The 25,531-nt window shown below is 54.1% G+C and carries 13 protein-coding genes; 8 read left to right on the top strand and 5 right to left on the bottom strand.

Translation table 11 applies throughout. The features are described from left to right. The first annotated feature begins 186 nt into the window (after positions 1 to 186). Complete coding sequence (locus tag KUV22_RS00590; RefSeq protein WP_222227728.1) at positions 187 to 2,625, top strand: agarase; 2,439 nt, start codon at positions 187 to 189, stop codon at positions 2,623 to 2,625. Here the strand turns inward: KUV22_RS00590 and KUV22_RS00585 are convergent. Next, positions 2,602 to 2,862 carry a hypothetical protein gene (locus KUV22_RS00585; protein WP_222227727.1) on the bottom strand — a complete coding sequence of 87 codons (261 nt, stop codon included), beginning with the start codon at positions 2,860 to 2,862 and terminating at the stop codon, positions 2,602 to 2,604. The genes KUV22_RS00590 and KUV22_RS00585 overlap by 24 nt on opposite strands. Before the next feature lie 145 nt (positions 2,863 to 3,007). Between KUV22_RS00585 and KUV22_RS00580 the strand changes: the two genes are divergently transcribed. After that, positions 3,008 to 7,114, top strand: coding sequence for a carbohydrate-binding protein (locus KUV22_RS00580; protein ID WP_222227726.1), 4,107 nt, complete (start codon positions 3,008 to 3,010; stop codon positions 7,112 to 7,114). Positions 7,115 to 7,781: 667 nt separating this feature from the next. Here KUV22_RS00580 and KUV22_RS00575 read toward each other — a convergent pair. Beyond that, complete coding sequence (locus KUV22_RS00575; RefSeq protein ID WP_222227725.1) at positions 7,782 to 11,276, bottom strand: TonB-dependent receptor; 3,495 nt, start codon at positions 11,274 to 11,276, stop codon at positions 7,782 to 7,784. Positions 11,277 to 11,754: 478 nt separating this feature from the next. Here KUV22_RS00575 and KUV22_RS00570 point away from each other — a divergent pair, with 478 nt between their 5' ends. Further along, on the top strand, positions 11,755 to 12,711 hold the full coding sequence (locus tag KUV22_RS00570; RefSeq protein ID WP_222227724.1) for a sugar kinase: 957 nt from the start codon (positions 11,755 to 11,757) through the stop codon (positions 12,709 to 12,711). 48 nt (positions 12,712 to 12,759) lie between these two features. Next, positions 12,760 to 15,156 (top strand): alkaline phosphatase D family protein, encoded by a 2,397-nt coding sequence (locus tag KUV22_RS00565; protein ID WP_222227723.1) that lies wholly within the window; start codon positions 12,760 to 12,762, stop codon positions 15,154 to 15,156. Positions 15,157 to 15,226: 70 nt separating this feature from the next. Here the strand turns inward: KUV22_RS00565 and KUV22_RS00560 are convergent, their stop codons facing one another. The 3 genes from KUV22_RS00560 to KUV22_RS00550 all read right to left on the bottom strand — a co-directional run bounded on the left by KUV22_RS00560 (position 15,227) and on the right by KUV22_RS00550 (position 20,462). After that, on the bottom strand, positions 15,227 to 15,958 hold the full coding sequence (locus KUV22_RS00560; RefSeq protein ID WP_222227722.1) for a SapC family protein: 732 nt from the start codon (positions 15,956 to 15,958) through the stop codon (positions 15,227 to 15,229). A 51-nt stretch (positions 15,959 to 16,009) separates the two neighbouring features. Further along, positions 16,010 to 17,563, bottom strand: a complete 1,554-nt coding sequence (locus KUV22_RS00555) for a tryptophan halogenase family protein (protein ID WP_222227721.1) — start codon at positions 17,561 to 17,563, stop codon at positions 16,010 to 16,012. A 118-nt stretch (positions 17,564 to 17,681) separates the two neighbouring features. Continuing rightward, complete coding sequence (locus tag KUV22_RS00550; RefSeq protein ID WP_222227720.1) at positions 17,682 to 20,462, bottom strand: TonB-dependent receptor; 2,781 nt, start codon at positions 20,460 to 20,462, stop codon at positions 17,682 to 17,684. Between the two features lie 439 nt (positions 20,463 to 20,901). Here KUV22_RS00550 and KUV22_RS00545 point away from each other — a divergent pair, with 439 nt between their 5' ends. The 4 genes from KUV22_RS00545 to KUV22_RS00530 are packed head-to-tail and all read left to right on the top strand — an operon-like array spanning position 20,902 to position 25,430. Then, positions 20,902 to 22,002: an XdhC family protein gene (locus KUV22_RS00545; RefSeq protein ID WP_222227719.1), complete on the top strand. Its 1,101-nt coding sequence runs from the start codon at positions 20,902 to 20,904 to the stop codon at positions 22,000 to 22,002. Continuing rightward, positions 21,999 to 22,667 (top strand): nucleotidyltransferase family protein, encoded by a 669-nt coding sequence (locus KUV22_RS00540; RefSeq protein WP_222227718.1) that lies wholly within the window; start codon positions 21,999 to 22,001, stop codon positions 22,665 to 22,667. Before KUV22_RS00545 ends, KUV22_RS00540 begins: the two co-directional genes overlap by 4 nt. Then, on the top strand, positions 22,658 to 23,143 hold the full coding sequence (locus KUV22_RS00535) for a (2Fe-2S)-binding protein (RefSeq protein WP_222227717.1): 486 nt from the start codon (positions 22,658 to 22,660) through the stop codon (positions 23,141 to 23,143). The genes KUV22_RS00540 and KUV22_RS00535 overlap by 10 nt, the downstream gene beginning before the upstream one ends. A gap of 1 nt (position 23,144) precedes the next feature. After that, positions 23,145 to 25,430 carry a xanthine dehydrogenase family protein molybdopterin-binding subunit gene (locus KUV22_RS00530; protein WP_222227716.1) on the top strand — a complete coding sequence of 762 codons (2,286 nt, stop codon included), beginning with the start codon at positions 23,145 to 23,147 and terminating at the stop codon, positions 25,428 to 25,430. The last annotated feature ends 101 nt before the right edge of the window (positions 25,431 to 25,531 follow it).

Here is a 25,531-nt window from a genome sequence, read left to right as displayed (position 1 = left end):
AATTGCCATGAAGAGGTGTTCTATTAAGCACAAGGACAAGGAAAAGGCAGCGCATTGCCAATCTGGCAGCAATGTCAGGAATGTCCAAATTACACGATTTTTGTAAACAATTTACTATTTACAGTGAGCTGCTGGCGCCGCTAGTATCCGCGAGACAAAACGATAAAACCGATCTGGAGAGAGCGGATGAGACCCTATTCCCTACCTGCGCGCTTCGCTTTGCTTACCCTGACCACAGCCCTTGCGGCCTGTGGCGGAGGCAGTAGCGGCAACCCTGGTAACGACCAGCCGCCACAGGACAACGGCGGTGTGCAACAAGACACACGTCCCGATACCTTTGCATTTTCTGCCGTTAACGACGCAGACCTGGATACGGCTTATACCTCCGGTGCCATTACCGTCTCCGGTATCAATGCGGCCGCGAATGTCAGCATTAGTGGTGGAGAGTATTCGGTGAATAACGGCAGCTATTCCAGCGATGCCGCCACCCTTGAGAATGGTGACAGTGTCGCTGTGCGTGTCACTTCGAGCACCGCATACAGCACCGAAGTCGTCGCCACGCTGACGATTGGTGGTGTGAGTGCGGATTACACAGTCACCACTATGGCAGAGCCTGTAGAACCGGAGCCTCCGGCAGAGAGTGCGATTAAAGTCGACTTCAACCTGAACATGCGGCACTCGGTGGGCGGTGAGTCAGAATTTGATCGTCGCAAGTTCATAACTGTCCACGCTTCCAATACCGAAAACGACTGGTTTGGTGGCAATTCGCAAAGCGCCGGCGCGGTTAATGAAGACCCCGAACTGATGACGAATTTTCTGGAAGGTTACGATGTCTATTTCGGCCGCGACACCGGCGGCATGAAATGGCAATTGAGCCAATTGCCGGAAGATGGCGCACGTCCTGGGTTTATCGATGTCGATTCAGCCATCACCAACGGTGGCGGTATGCGCTGGAACTACACAAAAGACACCAGCACAAAAGGCGATCTGATTCGCAAACATGGGCACCGTGCCATCGACATGGTCGTAGGTGGCCAGCAGCACCCCTACTGGCCCAATGGTGATGATACGGGTATGGGCTGGAGCTTCTCCACAACCGATACCGATACGGAACCGTTTGGTACCGCTGTCGGTCACTATATGGCGAACTTCCTCTACGAGTATTTTAATCGCGGCGAAAGTGATGAATTTGGTCAGCCCAAGCCGGTTTATCTCGAGGTAATGAACGAGCCTCTTTACGAACTGGTGGATTACCCACGTGAAGGCACCACCGCCACCACCCCGCAAAAAGTATTCGATTTCCATAATGCTGTGGCAAACGAAGTTCGCGCATATCGCGATACATGGAATCAGGCATCACACGAGAATGTCTTGATTGGTGGCTACACCGTTGCATTCCCCGATTTTGAAAAAGATAACTTCAACCGCTGGGAAGAGCGCGACAAGCTGTTTATCGATGTCGCCGGCGACAACATGGATTTCTTGTCTGTGCACTTCTATGACTTCCCTGCATTTCAGGGCACCCGACAGCTCCGCCGCGGCAGCAATATTGAAGCCACCTTCGATATGCTCGAGCAATATAGCCTGATGGCAACCGGCGCGCGCATGCCGTTTATGGTTTCCGAGATCGGTGCCACGGTGCACAGCATGATGAACGACGCCTGGTCGCCAGAGCGCGACAGTTACAAATTACGCGCATTGAACGGCCTGACCATGAATATGCTGGAGCGACCGGACCAAATTCTGAAGTCCATCCCGTTTGTCACCATCAAGGCGGAATGGGGGCGCGACCCAGACACCGGCATGCCCTACACCAACCGCCTGATGCGACAGAAAAAAGAAGGGAACGGTGAAACTGGCGATGCGTGGGTATACACGGAATTCGTCAAGTTCTACCAGCTGTGGTCCGAAGTAAAAGGTACCCGCGTAGATAGTTGGGCGAGCGATCTGGATGTACAGGTGAATGCCTATGTCGATGGCAACACCGCGTATCTGGTACTCAATAACCTGGAACAGGAAGCTTCGGTACTGGACCTCGCCACTCTCGGAATCGCTGGGAACAGTTTTGAAAGTGCGGTTATCAAGCAATTGCACTATGACGATACTGGAAAGCCTGTACTGGACGAAACCTCGGTCACCGAGTTGCCGCAAACGTTTACCTTAAACGCCGAAGCGACCGCCATTTTGCAGTTGACCTTTACCGATGCGATTACCATCGACAACGACAATATGGAAACCAAGTACTACGCAGAGACTTACAAACAGGCCATTACTGCCGGCGAAAAAATTTCGTTCGCCATCAACAGCGTTACCCTTGGCGATAACGGCGAAGCAATCTTGCGTTTGGGCGTCGGCCGAGATCATGGCAAGTCCCTCACGCCTTCTGTAACCATAAACGGCAACATCTTGTCCGTGCCGGAAGACTACCAGGGCTACGACCAATATTACGGTGGCAAAGGTCGCGCACAGTTCTTCGGCGTTATCGAGATTCCCGTGGACCACAGTTACCTGAGTGAAAACAATGCAATTGAAATTGTATTTGACGACGATGGTGGCTTTGTCAGCACTGTCACTGCACAGGTGTCCAACACGTCGACCCCGCTAGTTCGTGGGACGCGCGACTAATTCATTCTTTTTTCTGCAAAATTTTGACTCTTTCGCCAGACCGGCAGCCTTGCTGCCGGCCTGGTTTCCATCTCCACTCCAAGTCAAACCATCCTCCAGTACCAGTTCGCATTTCTGAAAAAACGCGAAAAAACGGGCAAAATTCCCGCCCATCATATTGTCGATTGTTAACAGTTTATTGTTAAATAGTCGCGCCCGTAGATATAACGCTAACAGCCGCCGTTTATCCAACAGCAATTCTAATCACCTGGATGCGGCAACTACGGTCAATTCAAAGCCACTTCCTGTGCGCTTTGCCATTTCGAGGTATCGGCGAAACGCCAGAGCGGTTCAAAAATAAAAACGACACAAGCGGTACCGTGTCTCGATCCCGGAGCAAGCGATGAAACTCCCCTACCCCAGGCGCCCCCTGGTACTGGCACAGTCTGTGCTGGCAGCAGGCCTCGCCTTCAGTACTGTTGCAACCGCAGCAGACTATCGAATAGAGGCTGAATCATTCAGCAGCGTCGGCGGCACCTACGCCGATGGCCAGCCTCAAAAAATCAGTGTTTACAATGTGAATGGTGTGACCGCCATTAACTACGTAAACCGTGGTGATTACGCCGAATATGTCCTGCAAGTTGCAGAAGCAGGCACCTATAACCTGCAATACCTGATCGGTACCAGCATGACCTCTGGTGCGGAGATCGATTTCCAGGTCGGCTCCGGCAGCAGCTGGACATCCCTGGCCAAGAAAGCGGTACCTGCTGGCCACTGGGACAACTTCCAGCCGCTGGATGCAGGTAACGTTGCGCTTCCAGAGGGCACTATTAACCTGCGGGTTGTTGGCTCTGGCAGCAACGACTGGCAGTGGAACCTGGATGCCCTGGAACTGACTCTCGTCAGCACCGGCGGCTCTAGCAGCAGCTCAAGTTCGAGCAGCAGCTCCAGCGGTGGCTCTAGCAGTTCCAGCAGCGGCGGTGGCAGCACGGAATTTACCGTGGAAGCAGAAAGCTTCGCGCAGGTTGGCGGTACTTATGCCGACGGCCAGCCGCAAAAAATCAGCGTGTACTCGGCCAATGGCGCGACCGCGATTAATTACGTCAATAAAGGTGACTACGCGGAATACTCCGTTTCTGTACCTCAGGCGGGCAACTACGACCTGACCTACTTCGCCGGCACTGCGGTGAACGGCGCGCAGATTGATTTCCAGCTAAACAGCAGCGGAAGCTGGCAGACTTTGGCACAAACCAATGTCCCGAACATCGGCTGGGACAACTTCCAACCGCAAGCCGCGGGTACCGTATACCTGCCAGCAGGCAGCCAACAAATTCGCGTGTACGGCGGTGGTAGTAATGATTGGCAGTGGAACCTGGACCGCATGGAGTTTGCGTATACCGGTGGTTCTTCCTCCAGCAGTTCTTCGAGTAGTTCGTCCAGTTCTTCAAGTAGTTCGTCGAGCAGTTCGTCCAGTTCCGGCGGCAGCAGCTCCAGTTCTTCGTCGAGCTCCTCTTCCAGTTCCTCCTCGAGTTCCTCCAGCTCCGGCGGTTCCTCCTCCAGCTCCAGTTCTGGTGGTACCTCGCCCGGTAACGGCAGCCCGGTTTCCGGAACCTTTACCTTGCAGGCAGAAAGCGCCCATGTAGTAGGTGGCGATATCGAATCCTATGCCATCAACGGTGGTATGGCCGTCAACTACTTCAACAGTGGTGACTACCTGGAATACAACCTGAGTCTGGATCAATCCGGCTTGTACCGTCCGAAGTTCTATGTGGGTACCGGAAATACTTCCGGCACGGCGGTTGGACTGATGGCCACCGACCACGAAGGTGAGCTGGTGATCAAAAACACCACCGATGTGGTGAGCCAAGGTGACTGGGATAGCTTCTATCTGGTAAATGCTTCCAGCGAAGTGAACCTGTTTGCCGGCGACCTGACCATCCGTATTTACGGTGCCGGCAGCGAGGACTTCCAGTTCAATATCGACTACGCCATTTTCGAACGCGTGGGTGATGCTGACCTGAACCTCGACGGTGACGGCGACGGTACTCCGGATGTTAGCGACCAATGCCCGAGCACAGACCCAGCGGAAACCGCCAATAGTGTCGGCTGTGCGCCCTCGCAGCTGGATACCGATGAAGATGGTATAAACGATGCGGAAGACCAATGTCCTACTACCGGACCTGGCGAATTCGTGAATGCCGTAGGCTGTGCGAGCCCCGGTGGTGACGACGACGACTTCGACGGCGTACTCAACACGACGGATCAATGTCCCAACACCCCGTACGGTCAAAACGTTGACCCGATGGGCTGTAGTGGTTTCTCAGACAGCGATAGCGATGGTGTTGCAGACAGCGCGGACAACTGCCCGTCTACTGCCGCCGGTGCGTTTGCCAATGAGTCCGGCTGTTCTGCCGCACAAGTTGGTAATACCCACAGCGCTACCGTCACGGTAAATGCCAACATCGCACATAGTGTTAACGGCGTATCCGACTTTGGTCGCGCACGGCATATCACAGCGCACACTGCGATCTATGAGCAGGACTGGGTTGGTCATTCTGACAAGCTGAACTACCTGTTAAATACCCTCGACGTGACCCTCGGGCGCGACAACGGTACTGCTACCTGGAAGTTCTCGGATACCAAGGAAGACCCGAACAAGGAAAACTGGCCGGATATGGACTACATGGTGACACGCGGGCAGGAGCTGCGTGAAAACTATGAAGCCAATGCCTTCTACAAGCGCTTCAGCCCGGAAAGCACCGAACTGATCGCCGGTACCAACCCACACCCCACCTACCCGACACTGAGCTGGTACGACAACGGGAAGACCTGGCACAACTGGCAGCCGATGGATATCCAGACCTCCGCCGCATGGATGGGCCAGTACCTGAAGCACTACTACGCCAACAGCAGTAACGGCTTCATTGGTGATCCAATGCCGAAGTACTGGGAAGTGATCAACGAACCGGACATGGAAATGAAAACCGGTAAGTTCATGGTCACTAACCAGGAAGCGCTGTGGGAATACCACAACCTCGTAGCGCAGGAAATCCGTGCGAAGCTCGGGAATGAAGCACCGTTGATCGGTGGCATGACCTGGGGTCAGCACGACTTCTATCGTCGCGATGGTATTTCTCGCTTTGGAGACGATAACTACGCACAGTGGATTACCGACGAAGATCCGGAGGCGGAAGCCGCTGCCGAAGCCTTCTTTGAGAATGCGATGGCTACCACAGTGGACGATACCCGCGACCAAGACTGGTATCAGTGGGATGTGATGTGGAAAGGCTTTATGGATGCTGCCGGCCACAACATGGACTTCTACGCGGTACACGTCTATGACTGGCCCGGTGTCGATGGCGACAACATGTCGGTATTGCGCCGTAACGGTCACCTGCACGCCATGCTGGACATGATGGAGTGGTACGACGTTTACCAAAACGGTGAAGCCAACCGTAAGCCTATCGTGCTGTCTGAGTACGGTGCGGTACAGGGTGGCTGGGACTACCTGGTGCACAACAATCGCTACGAGTCTGAGGTGATGAAATCCTTCAACGCCATGTTTATGCAGATTCTGGAGCGTCCGGATTATGTCATCAAGTCCATGCCGTTCACCCCGGCGAAACCGCTGTGGGGCTATAAGCCATTCGGCTGTGGCTATGACGAAGTACGCACCTGTACTGCGCCCTACCACTACAGCCTGATGAAAGAGACTGCGTTGAACAGTGACGAGTGGAAGTGGTCCGACTACATCCAGTTCTTCGAACTGTGGGCGGATGTCGACGGTACCCGTGTAGACAGTGTTTCCACCGATGCGGACGTACAGGTGCAGTCCTACGTAAACGGCAACGAACTGTTCGTCATCATCAACAATCTGGAGACCTATGCCACTACCATCAACCTGAATGTGGCAGGTCTTGGCGGCACTGCAGTACAGAATGTTGAAATGCGTAATATGCGTTACGACAGCAGCTATGACACCGTGACCGATCGTCACCACATGCAGCAAGCCCCGAGCACACTGACACTGGGTGCCGATGCAACGGTTGTTCTGCGCTACACCCTGGGTAACAACATCGCTATCAACCAGTCCATGGATGAGAAGAAGTACTTCGGTAACAGCGTAAGTGGTGGCAGTGAACCGCACCGCATTGCCGTGGCCGGCGGTGCCAAGACACTGAGTATTAACAATGTGTCGGTACCTGCAGGTTACGCTGAAGCGCAACTGCGCCTGACCGTGGCACTCTATCCGGATGAAGACGACAAGGTCGACACCAACCTCGGCATTGTGTCTCTCACCGTGAATGGTGAAGTGGTCGAAACACCCATTGACTGGCGTGGCCGCCGGGCAAACAACGCCGAACGCTACTTCAACACACTGGAAATTCCTGTGCCTGTTGAACTGCTGCAAGCCAACAACACCATTGCGGTGGACTTCCGCCACGATGGCCAGTTGGCGGTTGCAAACCTGGTGATCAAGGAGTTTAGTGCGGCGCCTGTGCGTAACTAAAGACGAAAAAAGTAGCCGAAAAGCTCTAGAAAATTCGGTATCGCGAATATAAATTCAATACCGGTACTGTTAAGCCCACAGCTCTGTCTGTGGGCTTTTTTGTTGCCCAGAAAGACTCAACTAAAACTATTCAATAGGAAACCTATACTTCCGTAGAAATAGGCAAGCATAGAACACAGGAATTAGATTAGACGGCTCGGAATATCAGTTGGACAGAATGGAGAGGGTGTTGATCTGCCCCTAAATTAGAGGGCACTCCAGAGCCAGAAATACAGCACTATTCCACTAATAAAAAAATGGAACACTCCAGTTCCTCAGAAACATATACACCTGGATTCTGGTAGGTAACCTTTTCGTCACACCAAAACTTTTTACCACTGCCATATTCCCAATAAAATCCCGCGGTAAAAATTTTCAACTTTTGAATGAATCCGTAGAACAACCCTTTTTCAATATGAAATTGATCCTTATCACTCAGTGCAGCTGGAAGTTTATATGGATACTAAGGACTGACTTCTCTCAAAGAGCTATAGAAATCCTGAGAGACTGTAGCGGAAAATTTGGCCTATTCGCAGCTTCGGAATAGCGCATCATCTGCAACCCCAAAACAAAAGGCCGCGCCTGTTTCCAGACGCGGCCAAGCAATGACAATAATTGCTAAGAGGACTTAAAAGCGTGCCTGTACACCCACGCGGAACGCACGACCAGTCTTGTACTCGATTTCGGTGCGACCTTTGGTTGCATCACCATCGAGGGGGTTACCCTCATCGTAGTAAACCGGAGCACCACTCGCATCGACATCACCCAGGTCCATAAAGCGGCTGGTGAAATAGGTGCGCACTTCAGAGTCAGTCAGGTTTGTAGCCTGGAAGTACACATCGAAGTTGTCGTTGACTGCATAGGTGGCCGAGAAGTCCAAGGTATTACGACCCTCCTGCCAAAGGGAACCGTTGTTCCAGCTACGATTTGCCAGCTGGTCGGAGGTACCCTGGTAAGCCAATCGAAGCTGGTGACCATTTTGCTCCCAGAAAACAGTCGCGTTATAGCTATGCTCTGGGGTATAGGCTACCGGCAGCTCCGGCAAGACAATGTTCGGATCGAGAGAAGATACCTCTTGATCGTAGGCACTATCCTGATATGTATAGTTAAACATGGTACCCAAGCCAGCAAACACACCCGGCAGCATGTCGTAGGTTTGCGTGTACTGGAATTCGGCACCCAGGATCTCGGCGCCCTTACCATTGTTAATCTGCGTGGTCTGGAACTGCGCACACAATTGACTCAAATCGTCAGAGTAAACCCAGTCTTCAGCCAACTCACCAAAATTCAGGATACGACGCGGCATACAGCCTTCGAGGTCATCTTCACTCTTAATCAGATCGGCAGTACTGTAGGGTTCACCGTTCTCGTTCAAACCGAGATCACGCAGATCATCTAGGTAAGTAACAATGGTTTGAGACTCTTCAAAGTTGGTCATGTCCTTGTAGAAAAGTCCAGCCGCCAACAGGGAGTTCTCAGCAAAGTACCACTCAAATGCAATATCCAGGTTATTGGATTCGAGAGGGTCCAGCTTGGTATTCGTCAGGGTCACCACGTTTCCTGGACGATCAAATCCACCCCAAACGCTTTCAGTAACTTTAAAGCCAGGACGTAGGGAATCGATCTGCGGACGAGACATAGTTTTGGACAGAGCCAAGCGACCTACCATCTCATCATTGATCACGTAATTCAGGTTCAAGCTTGGCAACAAAACACGGTAGGTATGGTCATCATCAACCTCGAAAGAGCGTTTGCTAAGATCACCTGTGGGCAGAAGCTGTCCATTTTCATCGTAGCGACGCTCACCGTACACATAGTACTGCTCGGTAGACAGGTCAGTGTGACGCCACAACCACCAGTTACTCGCTGGAGCACCATCTCCCGGGTGGATACGCTCAGCACGTGCGTCGTAACAAGGCCCCTGATCGGGTAGCGGAGTATCGTCTTCTTTGGTTGCGGTTCCCTGAGTGTCGTAACCCTGGCCATCTACACGCGACCAACGAATCTCCTCGTTCCAGTCCGCACCGTACCATACTGGATCAGCACAGGTTGGCAGAGAGGAATCCCGTAGTTCTGCCAATTTAATTGGGTCCAAAGTACGACCAAGGTTGAATGGGTCACTCTGGAAAGTCACACCGGAATATCCGCTAGCAAATACGTCTGTCTCCACATAGCGCAAACCAGCGTCGCCACTCAAGCGATCATCCAAGAAAGAGAAGTTCGCCTTGAAGTAAACAGCCTGATTATCCAGCTCAGCAAAGCGGGTCTCGGTGTCGTCAGGAATAAAGCCCGCATCTGGACTGCCCTGAGCAGCAAGGAATGCTTTTTCTGCAGAAATAGTAGTCCAGCCGTCAGTGATATTGTTGCGGCTATAACCGAGAGACTCCATGAAGTCATCTGCAGGGAACTCACCCTCTTGGATATAAGTTCCAGGAATGTCCTGAAGGCCGTTAATGGTAGCTACTCGAACGCCAGTATCTGGGTCTACAACTACGACGCCCTCTCCTACCGAAAAGAACGCACCGGTTTGGTTATCGACAAATTTTTCTCGGTTGGAAATCTTCGCACCAAATTCAAGTCGATTAACACCAGCGAAATCCACATCCCAGTCTACATCTACGTATGCGGTTTTCTGAGTATCTTCGACTGCACGCACGGTACGGGCAAGATAGGAGAGATGCTGAGAACCCAGATCATCCGGGTTAAAACCAGTGGTTGAGAAGTTGTCCCAGACAGCACCAGTTTCTGGATACTGGGTAGTACCTTGATCAAGCTGCCCAGTACCGCCAACCAACTCACATACGCCTGAAGTACAGTCAAAGCCAACCGGCTCAAGTTCATCTGGAGTTGCATGCTGCAGTACCCACGCATTGATATTCGCGTAGTTTTGCAGGTTTACGTAAAGCGACTGATCAGGGATCTGCTCTGCGCTGGAATAACCAATACCGCCACTAACGACCACACTATCGCCTATCTCTTGGCTGATATCGATGGCAGCAATTTTGTTTACGTTGCTGAATTTGTTCTCTGACTGGGAGATGTCACCCAGTGCAGCACGGTTCAACATCTTGGTGAAGGTACGAGTCTCTGTATCGTATGTGTGCCAGTCTTCCTGAGGATCACTATACTCGGCAGGATCAAGAAAAAGACCCGGAGTCGAAACACCCTCAACCTTGTTACCGTAATCACCTATACGGGTGCGAATACTATGAGTAGTCGCTTCGATATCCTGTTCGTTCCAGCTCAGGTTGGTATTAACTTCAGTGGTATCAGTCGCTTGCCACTGCAGCGCTACGTTTACACCCTTGCGATCACGCTGGTTTTCCGCCAGTTCCAGGTTCGAGAAAGAAGGAACAATACCAGTAACATCATTAACGATGTTGCCGTTCTGGTCGCGTGCGATGCGAGACGTGTAGGTAGTAAAAGTTTCAGCGCGATATTGATCTTTTCGGCTGCTGCTTGATTCGTCAAAAGTAGTAAGCAAAACACCGAAGGTATCGTCAAAAAACTTACCGGTATAGGTTTGCGAAATCTTATGGCCGTGATCGTCGGCCAGGTCATTGTAACGACCCTGGGAATTGATATTGAAGCCTTCGTTAACCTCGAGCGGCTTGGCCGATACGAGATTAATGTTGGCACCTAGCGAGCCTTCATCGTGATCCGCACTCGGGGTTTTTACAACCTCAATTTTGGAGAGGATATCAGCAGAATAGGACGAGAGGTCAACCGCCTGGCTAAAGTCGGTCGCACCGAGCTGCACGCCGTTCAGGCTAATGTTGTTCTGCTGAGCGTTTGCACCACGTACGGTAATGGTGGTGCCCTCACCGTCCGCCGTCTGCATGGAAACACCGGTCACGCGGGACAGGGCTTCTGCGATGTTCTGGTCGGTGGTCTTGCCGATGTCTTCGGCGTTGATGGTGTCCTTGATATTACCGCCGTAGCGCTTGTCATCAATAGACTTTTCAATACTTGCACGGATGCCCGTTACCTGAACTTCTTCAAGTGCTTCGTATTGGTTTTGTTCGTCGGATTCCTGCGCAAGCGCTTGGCCGCCACATACGGACAGTACCGCAACTGACAGTGCAGACATACGGAAGCGATTACGTACATTGGACGTAGACATGGTTATCTCTCTCCATCGGATCGCATTTTTATTATCAACTCGGCATTCACTGATACCGCTAGTGGCGCCGCCCCTAGATTTCGAAAGAAGACCCATTGGTTAAATTATTTGGGTTTCCTCCATCGATGGCTCAATCATCCACCAACGCTCGAATACATGTCAACTGTTGATTGTTAACAATACTCAATCGTTGTTTAATAGCGGCTGAAGAGCGCGTCAGAGGGCAAAAGCCTGCTCACTGATCCGAAAAACACTAACTTATTGTTTTTAAAATACTTTTTACGACTCGCTGGAAAGTTCCACGAACCGTTGTTGACAATTTACAAGCATGCACCCCGGGAGTAAAGCACCAGACTTATCTGCTGGGCTTGACCACCGAACCGCACCATAAAATGCCCGCTAAACGTGTCAATAATCCCTTTCGTGACAGCGATTTTCTCATACCCCAGCGGGTGCGCAACAAGGAGACATGACTGAAATGACGGATCTGGTAATTCTTGGGGAAAGCATGGTGGAGTTCAGCCAGGTAGAGCCAGGCCTCTACCAGCAGTCTTTCGCTGGCGACGTACACAGTTTGGCCGTTTACTACAAGCGTCTCGCGCAGGCCGATGACCGGGTGCGCCTGATGACTGCCGTTGGCTTTGACAGTGCCAGTAACGGTCTGATTGACGCCCTGGAAAGGGAGCACATCGATACCTCGCTGGTATTCCGTCACCCCGATCGCCAATTGGGCCTCTATATGGTGAACACCGATAACGCCGGCGAGCGTAGCTTCAGTTATTGGCGGAATAGCTCAGCGGCGCGGGAAGTGATGCCACTGTTTCGCGAGGCAACACAAGTCGCAGGGGATGGAGGCTACTCCCCTGCCGGCCTCGCGCCCCGGCCGGACATGTTCTTCTTTAGTGGAATCTCTCTGGCTGTATTGACGCCCGAGTCACGCACCGTCTTTTGGGAGCTGCTGGAAAAACTACAGGATTCCGGTACCAAGATCGTCTTCGACCCCAACTACCGCCCAAAGCTCTGGCAGTCGGCCAAAGAGACCCGCGATCAATATGCACTCGCCTTTACTTATGCGGACCTGGCATTGCCGGGGATCGAAGACCTGGAAGCATTGTATGGAGTGAAGGACTTCTCCGGGGCCTGTGATCTACTGGAGCCCTTCTCCATTGCAGAGCTGGTGATTAAAGACGGCCCCAATGGGGTCTACTACCGAGGCTCCAAGGAACGCTTTCTGGAACCGATTACAGCGGTAGATAAGGTAGTGGATACCACCGCAGCCGGTGATTCCTTCAATGGCAGCTACCTGGCCTTCCGCAGTCGAGGCGCATCCCCTCGCCAGGCGATCGCACAGGCGGCGAAGATTTCTGCGGTGGTGATTCAGCACCGCGGGGCCCTTGTCGACCAATCCCACTTTCCGGATACATTCGCCGACTAGCTCAATTGTGCCCCCTTAGAAAAATAGCGAAACAAGGTCTCAATCAATATGAAACGTCGCAACTTCATCAAGTTAACTTCCGGCACTGCGAGCATCCTTGGCGCAGCGCTGACCCCGGCACTAACGCCTTCTCTTGCTTCCGCAATGGCGGCAGCCAGGCCCGAGCTTGTCGGTACCCGCCCTATTGAAGCCCTCCCCGAATCTGGCTTGCAGCACTGGCTGGGCGGACCCTTGTGGGGCAATCGGCTACAGGACTGGCACTGCAACAATGGCCGACTGGAGTGCTTGCAGGGGGAAAAGTCCTTTGAAGTGCGCACCGCAGCCTTGTTGACCCGCGAACTGAATAACCGCCACCAGGCGGGTCGGCTGCGCGCCCGGGTAGGCCTACTGACACCAGAAGCCGGTGGATTTTGCGGTTTTTTATTAGGTGTGGGGGCTGGAAAACTGGATTACCGGGGAGCGGCTCTGGCACAACGCGCCGGCGGAACCAACGGCGGCTTTATGGCGGTGCTGGATGACCAGGGAAAACTGAGCTTCCGCGACTTTTCCGACCAAAAGAACAGCATGGCGTTTACCCGCCTTGAGCGCGCAGGCAGCGTCGGTATCGACCGGATAGGCATGCGGGAGATTCAACTGGATTGCCATATCGACCCGGTGGCCAACGGGCGGTTTGATGTGCGCCTGATTGCCAGCGACGTCCACAGTGGCAGTGAACTCGGGTTTGCAGTGCGCAGCGGTGTAGAGGCTGAGCAACTCACCGGTGGGATTATGCTGGTTTCTTCTCCACACTATCAGCAGGCCGGTGCCCGCTGGTGGTTTAGTCATATTGAAACCGGCGGCAACAAGATCTCAGCCCATCCTGAGCGGGTACTCGGCCCAATCATGGGCTGTATGCACAGCCTGAACTGTGCCAGTGGGCCCGATAACGCGGTGCTGAAATTGTCTGCGCAATTTATGCCAATCGACCTACAGGCGAATCCTGCTGCACGGCTTGAGTACCGCGTGCTTGGCACCGAAGAGTGGGTCGTCGGGGCCGAGGCAAAAATAGAAGATGGCTACGTTGCGGCGTTTCGTATTACAGGCTGGGATGCCGGGCAAGACCACGAGTACCGTGTGCGGTATGACAACCACGAAGAGACTTTATACTCCGGGCAGATACAAAAAGACCCCGCCAAGACCGACGCGCTGAAAATTGCGCTGTATTCCTGCATCACTCCTACTGCGAAGAGCCTCGACGACATCGCAATAAAGAAACATATCCCTGAAGAGCGCACCCTTGGCCGCTACACAGAGGATTTTGTCTTCTTCCCACATGCGACACTGACCAAACATTGCAACAGTCACCAGCCAGACCTGTATGTTTTCGCCGGTGACCAGTACTACGAAACCTTTCCAACCCGCTACGGCCGCGATACGCCCCAGGCAAAACTCGACACGCTGTATCGCTGGTATCTCTGGTACTGGACCTTTCGCGAATCCGTACGTAACCGCCCGTCGATCCTTCTGGTGGACGATCACGACGTATTGCAGGGCAACTTGTGGGGCAACAAAGGCGATGCCAGCGGCGGTCCGCGGGAAGAAGACGGCGGCTTCAAGCACGATATCGACCTGGTAAAAATGGTGTACCGCATGCAGAGCAGCCATACCCCGGATGCCTATGACCCCACCCCGATCCAGCACGGTATTCCGGTCACTTATGCACACTTTGTCTATGGGAAAACCAGCTTCGCCATGGTGGAGGACCGCAAGTTCAAATCGGCACCCGACTATGAAGCTGAGCGACTCACAGTCACAGGCAGCTTGCTTGGCAGCCGGCAAGAAGCATTTTTACAGGACTGGAAACACATGGACCCGGGCATGCCAAAAGTTTGCCTCACCGCCTCCATCTGGGGCTCACCGCAAACCGATGAGACCGGCGCGGGCTTGGTTGACTACGACGCAAACGGCTACCCGCCCGATGGGCGTACCCGCGCGGTCAAGCTGGTGGAAGACGCGAACGCACTGGTACTCGCCGGCGACCAGCACTTGGGAATGCTCGCACAGCAATACACCAATGACTTCTCCGGCGGTGCCCTGTTTTTCTCGGGACCCGCCTCCGCAGCATTTTGGCAGCGCTGGTTCGAAGGGTTTGGCAAGCTCGAGAACCCGGTCGGGAATGACCCGAATACCGGTCATTTTATTGATCCGTTTGGCAACAAGATGCGCGTATTAGCGGTCGCCAATCCGAAGATTTCACACGCAGAGTTCAGTGACGACAATACCAGCTGGGGAAAATTTGTTTCGGATCGGGCGCTGAAGAGTGAGGGCTATGGATTGGTAACCATTGACCAGACTGCCAATCACTACACGATGGAATGCTGGCCCTGGGACGCGGATCCACAGCGGGATGCACAGTTTGCCGGCTGGCCACAGGTGCATCCCATCCTGTCGGAACAAGATACCTAACGAATACGTGGAAAGCACACCTAAATCCAGCCATCTGAATGCGCGGTGTTCGCCGCGCATTCAGGCGCACTCACAGCTGATTCTTTCTCTGGATTAATTTTCGCACCTGCCCCATCGAGGCACTCAACCAATACGCTGCCTGCAAGTATCCGTGCTGATGCATATACACAAGTTTGTCGGCTTCCAGCTGCTGTAGCTTCTCGTCATTGACCGTGTAAAGACCTTCATAGCGCTTCTGTTCGCCACTGGCAAACTGGACATTGATATGCGCGGGTTCGATCAAGTCGTTGTCGGCCAGAAACTTCAGGAAAGCGGTGGTTGATTCCATCCCGCCCATGAGCTGACCCAATAGGTCGCTGACCTCATTCATAAACGGTGTGTTGCTGCCTTCATCATCAAATAGGCGCTCACCATCCGCCGAACTGCCGTCGCTGTTTACCCGCGGGCTATCCATATCCAGGGTGATCACTGCACCTTTGTCTTCGCCGGGCTCCGCTTCAGGGTTTCGATACCCAACCATGAATGGCTGCCTGCGGATATGCATGGGAACATATTGCGCGTCCCAGTTATCACCCTGTAAATAAAGGTTTTCGCCCGGCTCAAAGCCCAATAAAGCACACAGCGAAAATTGGCCGTTTTTAGGATCCTTGGTGATACACACTGGATATTCCAGTACCAGATTACGCAGCTCATTTGCCACCACTGGCACCAGGTGTGTCGCTTCACCAAAAGCGGCGCCGCGCTTGGTCATCACTTTCAAGTTGCGATGGCTTTCGTTGTTCAATGCAACTGTATTGCTCATTTTTTCTCCCTCACTACTGCCTATTCTTGATATTGACTGATCTGGATTAGCTTATATTTGCTGTAACCCATGCTCGCAAATTTTATTGATTAAATTCCTGTGTGTTTCCAGCCCCGTCAGCATCTGCTGGGTGGCCTTGCCTTTTTGCTGGAACAACTGCCCTGCCTGCTCAAGCGACGCGCGCGATACACCATGCGCTGCGGGTTGCGTCTCGAATCCCATACCGTACAAAACATATTGGTAGCTAGCGGCCGGGAACACCTCCACTGCCCGATCAAAGTCGTCGTGCCAAGGTGGCTGGTAACGCCATAAAGTCAGCAGTTCCTGCAGACTGTCGGGAATCGTAGCCGGGTCGCAATTGTCGATCCAGAAGCGGCTATCGGTACGTTTGGTCAATACATAGTGCAGCTTCAGGAAATCGATAATCCTGTCCCAGCGATACAAGAACGTCTCGTTGAAACGACGGGCAACCACATCCATTGCGGCGCGACTTGCTGGAAACTGCTCCGCGAGCATGTTTGCCGAGATCTCCACCAACACCAGCGCCGAGGCTTCCAGCGGTTCCAGAAACCCCGCCGACAACCCAATGGCCACACAATTCCGGTGCCAAAATTTTTCCCGGTGGCCAGGTACAATCGGGATTTTACGCACACCAAGTCGATCCAGCTCCCCTTCACTTACCTTAAGGTACCGCGCCAGTTCGCCATAAGCGGCACTGTCGCTCGTGTGAGCGCTAGAGAAGACATGCCCCACGCCGCGCCGGCTCTGTAAACCAATGTCCCATACCCAGCCCGCACTCTGCGCGGTGGATATCGTATGGGTCGCTATCGGGCTATCTTCGCGCTCGTAAGGCACCTGTACCGCAAGCGCGCTATCAATAAACAGAACATCCTTGCAAGAGCGGAACGGCACCTTGTAGTGACCGCCGAGCAATCGCGAACCGAAGCCACTGCAGTCAACAAATAGATCCCCGGAAACTTTTCCGTGCACCTCCGTCTTTAGCGCCGCGATATCGCCCGTCTCCGATTCCTCAATGCCGTTAACATCCGCGAGAATATGCCGCACACCAAGATTTTCGGTGCAATGGCGCTGCAAGAAGCCTGCGAACTTTCCCGCGTCCAGGTGATAGGCGTAATTGGCAACCGCCGCATATTCCGGGGTACCAATCTGCTTGGGGGCTCTATTGTGTTCACACAACGCCTCCTGCGGACAGACTGCATTCGAGAAGGACTCTGATGTGTTACCGCCAAGCCAATGGGTGGCAAGGTTGTGGTTATGAAAGCCCTCCGGCTGCACCAATGGGTGGTAGTAGAAATCATCGTCAGCACCGGTAGTCCAGCGGGCAAATTTCGCCCCCTGCTTGAAGCCGACATTGCACTCACGAATAAAATCGGTTTCCCTCACCCCCATTTTTTTCAGGGTGCTACGCATGGTAGGCCATGTGCCTTCCCCCACCCCGATAGTGGGCACATTTGGCGATTCAACCAAGGTGACACGAACCGGCTCTTCCTGCTCCCTGTTAAATCGGGCAGCCAAAGTGCCAGCGGTTATCCACCCTGCTGTGCCGCCACCAAGAATCACAACCGATTTGATGGGATCAGACATACCTGGCCTCGAATTTATTATTTTGGAATCAGACTTCTAACTACAATTTTTAAAAGAAGGAGGGCCGCCACATATGTGGCAGCCCTCCCTGGTACTACTTGACGATACTAACGCGCATTTAGAAACGCGCGCGAACGCCGATATTGTAGCGAGCACCATACTGCTGTGCGCTCACCAGCTGATTAGCGAAGCGACCATGACGGCGGATGGTTTCCTCGGTAAGGTTCAAGCCTTCCAGGAAAACAGATACATCTTCGGTCACATCATAGCTGGCATTCAGGTCCCACTGGCCGTAGGCCTCGGTGAACACCGGCTGGTTGCCGATCTGAGACTGACGAGTATCCAGCAGGAAGTCATCACGCCAGTTGTAAGCGAGACGTGCCTGGAAGGCGTCTTTTTCGTAGAAGCCAATCAGGTTGGCAGAATCGCTCATACCGGTCAGTGCCACGGAGTTTTCGTTGTCGAATACATCGTACTCCACATCGCCATCCACCAGGGTGAAGTTGGCAATGGCCCCAAATCCGGAGTCGCCGAACATATGCTGTACCGCCACTTCCCAACCGTAAACCTCTGCCTCTTCCAGGTTACCCGGGGTCGCTACACTCCAGGTAATCACCGGGTCTCCAGCGGTGTTCAGACACGCCGCATTAGCACCGGTAGAATCGGGGCAGCCCGGACGCGGGTTGGCACTCGGGTCGGTAATCGGGTTTCCGTTAACGTCGTAAATTACACGTTCTTCGGTCGTTGCACCGATAAAGTTCTCAACGTATTTCTTGAAGAAGCCGACAGAAGCATAACTGCCCTCTGCGTAGTAGTACTCAACAGAGAGGTCGAAGTTGTCGGAAGTGATTGGCAGCAAGCCCGGGTTACCCTGGGATGCGTTAAATGGACCACCCGGGCGGGACACATCCAGTGAGGTGGATGGGAACATCGCCGAGATATCAGCGCGGCTCAAGGTGCGGCTGTAAGAAGCACGAGCTACCAGGTCTTCATTCAGCTCAATACTGGCATCCACATTGGGCAGGAAGCGAGTGTAGTCACCGTCGAGCGTATCTGCGCTCGGCATATCGTCATTGACTTCGCGCAGCTCTTCCACGTGCCAGTAACTCAGGCCAACAATACCGTTCTGGATAGAGGTACCCGATACGTCGGTGTCTTCAAAGCGCAGGCCAGTGTTCAAACGCACCGGGTAGCCATTGAATTCTGTTTCGAAATCCATTGCCACAAAGGCAGCCAGGGTTTCTTCACTTACCTTGTCGAAAGTCGGCGTCGCCTCGTAGTAATCGCCATTGGCTTTCACCGCATCGATAAAGTCAGAAGCTTCATAGTCTGCGAGTAACGGGAACAAACCACTGTTGCTGCCCATTTGGTCACCGAAATCGCCACGGTTCTCGAAGTCGATACCCAGAGCCGCGAGATCACCCAGATTTACAAAGGCAAAAGAGCCGCTTTCAAATACGTCCACCTGATAATCGGTGGTCGCAACACCAAAGCGGATGGTCTTCAGTGCGCCGTCGTCGAGGTTTTCCCAGGCACCACTCAGCTGGAACTGCTGGATGCTGTTCTCAATCTCGTAGCCGCGCTCCTGAAACAGGTCAGATACGATGTTTTGCGGTGCGTATGCGCCACCGGCGAGGCTGGAGTCATCAAAGCTGATACCCGGCAGGCCACTGCTGCTGGAGAAATCGGCAACCACATCCACCATCTTGCCCGGGTTTTTAGTATTGGCGATGGTTTCCGCAGGAAGGCCGCCAGGCTGCGAGTGAGAAGTGGAATCGTGGAAGTCCAGCGCGAAGCTCAGGGAGTCTGTCGCTTCCCATTCCACGTTGAGGCCTACCGAGTCGTTGTCAGTCACGAACTGGTAGTCCCATGCCCAGAAGTTCAGCTCATCATTCTGCACACTTGGGTTGATCACGGTACCGTTGCTGTCGGTCACACCGGCTGAGGTGTCGAACCACACGCTGGTACGATTCATCGAAATCTGCTCATCGTAACGGGAAGCGGTGTAGTCCAGAGTCGCGGTTACGTTTTCGACTGGCGCAAACTGCACTACCAGCTGACCGTTCTGGCGTTCGCGCTGATGGTCAGAAACATCTACATCAAAGGTCCAGGGTGCCCAGTAGGTACCCTCCGGGTTTTTGTTGCGGTCAATAGCAGAAGTATCTGCAGTGCCGTAGTTGGGTACCCACGCTTGGGTGCCGACGCCTTCACTGCGGCTATCGCGCTCAGCATGGGACACGGTCAACAACACACCAAGCTTGTCCTCAAAGAAGGTACCGCTCACCATGCTGGAAAATTCAGGGGTGACAGAATCGCCCTTCTCGACGCTGGTATCCATGACACCTTTGACACTCGCGCTGGCAACGAAGCCATCGTGGTCAAACGGGCGCGCGGTCTTGATATTAATGGTGGAACCAATACCGCCGGAATAAACATCCGCTTTACCGGTCTTCACGACCTCAACGCCAGAAACGCTCTCAGCGGAAATCTCTGAGAACTTGAAACTACGGGTAATACCTTCCGATTGCAGTGCAGAGGAATTAGGCATTTGGCGGCCGTTCAGGGTCACCAGATTGTAGTTGGGACCAAAGCCGCGCACGGTAACCTTGTTACCTTCGTTGTTGCTGCGGTCAATGGACACACCGGTAATGCGCTGCAGGGATTCAGCGAGGTTGGTATCCGGGAACTTGCCAATATCTTCTGCGGAAATTGCGTCTACCACACCGGCGGAATCGCGCTTGATATCCATGGCGTTGGTCAGGGATTGGCGAATACCGGTTACGGAAACCTCTTCCAGCGTGGTGGAAGCCGCGTCCTGGGCCTGCACACCGACAGATACTGCGGAAATCACGGCAGCAGACAAGGCGCTCAGGGTAAAGCGCTTGCTATTGATAGGCATGGGTGCTCTCTCTCCATGTGGAGGCTCGATGCTCAGACCCCTCACCTGCTCCCAGGCAACCGAGTATCGAGCGCTTATTTTTATGAGTTGAACCTTCCTTGCGGGGCACACTTGCACCAACTTGAACGTACGTGCAAGAAACCGCGCACCTATCGTCTGGTTTGCCAACAACAATGTCAATAGTTAATTGTCAACAATATATAGTTTCTCTGCAGAGAATTTCACGTGCCTCAGGGGCGTACAGAGCCGCAGACAAGCATGCCTCGATTACCTGCAGCCTGTGCGCGGCCAAGCGAGTAGGTTGACTCTCCACCTGATCTATCGGCATGTTAGTGTCTCAGGCCTAAGTAAAAGCAAAGACAGAAGCACAGTGCCAATCGGTCGCGTGAAAGATGAACCCGCGACAAAACGTACAAGAAACACCCAAAACAGTTGAAGTATGCAGAGCACAAGAATCCGAGCCGCCAACCATCTATCGACCCTGCTGGACATCTGGCATAGCCAGCGGGACGAACGCCAATGGGTCCTGGGAACCGTGTTCAAGACTGCCGGCTCCAGCTACCGCAAGGCCGGGTCAATGATGCTGTGCGACGATCTGGGGCGTTATTTTGGGCTGCTGAGCGGCGGATGCCTGGAGTCTGATATCCAGCGCCACGCGCGCAAGGTCCTCGCCACCGGCAAGGCCACAACCATCCGCTATGACGGTAACGACGAAGACGATATTTCTTTTCAGTTGGGTATTGGCTGCGGTGGCGAAGTCGACATCCTCCTGCAGCCCATTAACGAAGAAAATAATTTTCTGTGCCTGGGCCAGCTGCGGGCGCAACTTGAGCAGCGCCAGCCGCTGCTCTATCGCCAGAAGATTGCAGTCAATGGCGAGAGCCAGGCGGAGCTTCGGCCCCTGGTCGACGCCGGTCAGGAATCCGGCATTCCCCTGAAACGCCCCATGCTCACCGAAACCGACGGCGAACGCTGGCTGAACACACCAATTCAACCAAGGCCACACATTCTTATTGTGGGTGGCGGCGTTGATGCCCGCCCCATGGCCCAGCAATTCAACGCACAGGGCTGGAAAGTGAGCCTATGCGACCCTCGCCCGGCCAACGCCCGCGCCGCCTACTTCCCGGATTGCACTGCGTACCGCTGCCATCCGGATGCGCTGGTGGAGTTGATGGATCTCGACTCGGTAGATGGCGTAGTCGCCATGAGCCACAACCTCAATATAGATGCCGCGGCGATACGTATTTTTCACACGCGCCCCATTCGATATTTCGGACTGCTGGGGCCAATTAGTCGAAGAGACCGGGTATTGTCGCTCAGCGGCCTGTCCAACAGCGAAACAGACCGGCTAGTGAACGGCGTATTGCGCGCCCCGATCGGGCTCGACCTGGGCGGGGAGCTCCCGGAAAGCATCGCACTGGCCACCTGTGCGGAGATCCATAGCGTATTGCACGGGAAATCTGGCCGCACGTTGACCAGCACATCGCAGGAAATGGATGCACGCCGTGACGCGCGCAACAAATCACAGGTACCTTCGTGAAGCGTGCCTCTGACAAACTTCTGGCTGAAAAGCTCCGTCCAGAAAAACTATGCCCAGAAAACCTGGCAACGGTCATACTCGCCGCGGGTGCAGCCAGCCGTTTTGGAACCTGTAAACACCTGATCCAGCAGGACGGTAAGACCGTACTGCAACAGCGTGTAGAATCCGTGCGGAGTACCGGCCTGCAAACCCCTTTGATCGTTACCGGGGCTTGGCACCGGGAAATTCAGCTGGCGCATCCGGACTTTGACCTGCACTTGAATCCCAACTGGCAGCAGGGCCTGGGAAACAGTATTGCGTTTGCCATTGGCCAGCTGCCCGAAGACACCGAAGCGGTTTTGTTACTGTTGGGAGACCAGGTGGCGGTCAGAGCAGAAGAAATCCAAGCGCTTTGCCAACAGTGGTCCGAGCATCAGGTACTCGCCTGCGCCCATTACCGTGGCGCGCCGGGAGTGCCCGCGATATTTCCGCGCGCCCTATTTCCCCAGCTACTGCGCCTGAACGGCGACAAAGGGGCTAAAGCGTTACTCAACAAACACGCCGGGAAAATGATTCCCATGGCCAGCGCCGCCATCGATATTGATACGCCACAAGACTGGCAGAATTGGCAGCGCGAGCAACACACAAATAACGATTACACAAATGGAGAAGCAGTATGGAACTGACCATCAATGGCAAGGTTCACCAGGTCGATGTGGACGATGATACTCCACTGCTGTGGGCACTGCGGGACGAACTGAAAATGACAGGCACCAAGTTTGGTTGTGGTGCCGGCCTGTGCGGTGCATGCACCATCCACATCAATGGCAACCCTGCGCGCGCCTGCCTGACCCCAATTGCCGCCGCCAAGGGCGCAAAGATCACTACCATCGAGGGGCTCAGTGATACGGGCGACCATCCGTTGCAGCAGGCGTGGGTCAAGCACAACGTGCCTCAGTGCGGTTACTGTCAGAGCGGCCAGTTAATGTCAGCTGCCGCCCTGCTGGCCAATAACCCAACGCCCTCAGAGAAAGAAATTGATAGCGCAATGAGCGGCAACCTGTGCCGCTGTGGCACCTACCCGCGCATCAAAGCGGCCATTCAGGATGCTGTGCAGTATTACAACGCCAGCGAGCAACAAGAAAAGCAAGGAGGCGAATAAAATGACGGATAACACAAACGCAATTTCACTCGTAGACCGCCGCCGCTTCCTCAAGCTCGCCGGTGTAAGCAGCTCCGGCCTGATTCTCGGAGCTACCCTACCCAACTTCCAGCCCGCGTGGGCCGACATTGCCGGTACTGCGGCCAAAGACAAGTCCGCAGCACCATTAAACCTGTTTGTCAGTATCGCCAAAGACAATACCGTTTCCATCGTGTGTCACCGCTCGGAAATGGGCCAGGGCATCCGCACCGGCCTGCCACAAGTGGTCGCCGACGAACTGGAAGCCGATTGGGATCTGGTGGAGGTAGTGCAGGGTCTCGGCGACAAGCGTTACGGCAACCAGAATACCGACGGCTCGCGCAGTATTCGTAATTTTTACACCACCATGCGCACCATGGGCGCCAGTGCCCGCACCATGCTGGAACAAGCCGCCGCACAGTTATGGTCCGTGCCCGCGAGCGAGTGTCAGGCACGCAAGCACCGCGTACACCACTCAGCCAGTAGCCGCTCTGCGAGCTTCGGCGAACTGGCCGAACTCGCTGCGACCCAAAAAGTACCGGCAGAAGACACCCTCGTCCTGAAAACGCCGGCAAACTTCAACTATATTGGCAAGCCCGTCGCCACCTACGACACGCCAGCAATCGTGCAAGGCAAAGGTGTTTTTGGCCAGGATGTCATTCTGGAAGACATGCTGATCGCCAGTATTGAGCGCGCCCCCGTGCTTGGGTCCAAGGTGGCCTCGGTGGACGATAGCGCTGCCCGCAAAATTTCCGGTGTGGTTGCAATCGAAAATATGGATGGTGGTATTGAACCGCCGCTATTCCACCCCCTCGCCGGTGTTGCGGTACTTGCTACCAACACCTGGGCGGCCATGAAAGCCCGCAAAGCACTCAACATCCAGTGGACCGACACCAGCCACGCTAGCCACGACAGCGCGCCTTTCATCGAAACACTGAAGCAGCGAGTACAGCAGCCCGGTAAAGTGGTTACCAAATACGGTGATGTCGCTTCCAGTCTTGCCAGTGCAGCCAACAAGCACAGTGCAACCTATTCGGTCCCCTATCTCGCACACGCGAGTATGGAACCGCCGAGTGCCACTGCAGTAGTGAAAGACGATCACTGTGAAATCTGGGCCTGTGTACAGGTACCCCAAGCCACACAGCAACATGTCGCCAATGCGCTCGGCCTCACTCCCGAGCAGATAAAAGTCAATGTGACACTGCTGGGTGGTGGCTTCGGCCGTAAATCCAAACCGGACTTCGCGGTTGAAGCCGCACTGCTAGCAAAGAAAATGCAGCGCCCGGTAAAAGTCGTTTGGAGCCGTGAAGACGATATTCGCCACGATTACTTCCACGCGGCCGCCGCCTCGCATTTTGAGGCCGCCATGGATGACGACGGCCAGGTAACTGGCTGGCAGCAGCGCACCGCCTTCCCAACCATTAGCGGCACCTTTGCGAACGGCGTAGAGCACCCGAGCAACGGGGAACTCAGCCTCGGCTTTGCCGACATACCTTTTGATATTGCCCACCGCCAATGTGAAACCGCGCCCGCAGAATATGAAGCACGTATCGGCTGGCTGCGTTCCGTATCCAATATCCAGAATGCCTTTGGCGTGTGCAGTTTCGCCGATGAGCTGGCACACCTGCGCAATCGCAAGCCGGATGAATTCCTGCTGGAGCTGATTGGCGAGGACCGGCACATCGACCCAAACCAGGGTAACTTCGAGTACGGCAACCACGGTGCCAGCCTGAAAGACTTCCCGCTGGATACCGCGCGCCTGAAGCAGGTACTGGCAGCCACCGCCGAGAAAGCAGACCTCTCGCAAAAGGGTGACCACGTACAAAAAGCGGGTGAAGGCTGGGGTATTGCCGTGCACCGCAGCTTCCTATCCTACGTGGGCATTGCCACCAAAGTAGCGGTGGAAAATGGCCGGGTCGCGATCAAGGAAATGCACTGTGTTGCGGACGTAGGCTTGGCGGTGAACCCGGATCGAGTGGAATCACAGATGGAGGGTTCCATGGTCTTTGGCTTGAGCCTGGCCCTGATGGGCGGAATTAACATGGAGAAGGGTGCGGTAACCAACAGCAACTTCCATGACTACCCCTTGCTACGCATGCAGCAGAGCCCCAAGATGAGTGTGACCTTAATGGGTACCGAGCACGCACCTGCGGGTGTAGGTGAACCCGGAGTGCCGCCTGTTGCACCCAGTATTACCAATGCCATTTTTGCCGCTTGCGGTGAGCGTATCCGAGACCTGCCGGTAAACAAACACTTGCAGCTGGCGTAGACCGCTAGTTCAAGCCCGCAAAATAAAAGCTGGGATAATGATGTCAGGGGTACAGCTAAGTACCCCTGACATCATCTTGCCACCCACCAAATTTCTCCGCT

Source organism: Microbulbifer agarilyticus (assembly GCF_019800665.1).
GTDB classification, from domain to species: domain Bacteria; phylum Pseudomonadota; class Gammaproteobacteria; order Pseudomonadales; family Cellvibrionaceae; genus Microbulbifer; species Microbulbifer agarilyticus_C.
The sequence above is the reverse complement of the archived record's forward strand: the minus strand, read 5'-3'. Positions and strand labels throughout refer to the sequence as shown.

What these genes read in the sequence shown, in the direction of transcription:
- KUV22_RS00575 (WP_222227725.1), bottom strand. Translation starts at nt 11,276, where the DNA reads ATGTCTACGTCCAATGTACGTAATCGCTTCCGTATGTCTGCACTGTCA.
- KUV22_RS00580 (WP_222227726.1), top strand. Translation starts at nt 3,008, where the DNA reads ATGAAACTCCCCTACCCCAGGCGCCCCCTGGTACTGGCACAGTCTGTG.
- KUV22_RS00550 (WP_222227720.1), bottom strand. Translation starts at nt 20,462, where the DNA reads ATGCCTATCAATAGCAAGCGCTTTACCCTGAGCGCCTTGTCTGCTGCC.
- KUV22_RS00535 (WP_222227717.1), top strand. Translation starts at nt 22,658, where the DNA reads ATGGAACTGACCATCAATGGCAAGGTTCACCAGGTCGATGTGGACGAT.
- KUV22_RS00530 (WP_222227716.1), top strand. Translation starts at nt 23,145, where the DNA reads ATGACGGATAACACAAACGCAATTTCACTCGTAGACCGCCGCCGCTTC.
- KUV22_RS00565 (WP_222227723.1), top strand. Translation starts at nt 12,760, where the DNA reads ATGAAACGTCGCAACTTCATCAAGTTAACTTCCGGCACTGCGAGCATC.
- KUV22_RS00555 (WP_222227721.1), bottom strand. Translation starts at nt 17,563, where the DNA reads ATGTCTGATCCCATCAAATCGGTTGTGATTCTTGGTGGCGGCACAGCA.
- KUV22_RS00545 (WP_222227719.1), top strand. Translation starts at nt 20,902, where the DNA reads ATGCAGAGCACAAGAATCCGAGCCGCCAACCATCTATCGACCCTGCTG.
- KUV22_RS00560 (WP_222227722.1), bottom strand. Translation starts at nt 15,958, where the DNA reads ATGAGCAATACAGTTGCATTGAACAACGAAAGCCATCGCAACTTGAAA.
- KUV22_RS00590 (WP_222227728.1), top strand. Translation starts at nt 187, where the DNA reads ATGAGACCCTATTCCCTACCTGCGCGCTTCGCTTTGCTTACCCTGACC.
- KUV22_RS00570 (WP_222227724.1), top strand. Translation starts at nt 11,755, where the DNA reads ATGACGGATCTGGTAATTCTTGGGGAAAGCATGGTGGAGTTCAGCCAG.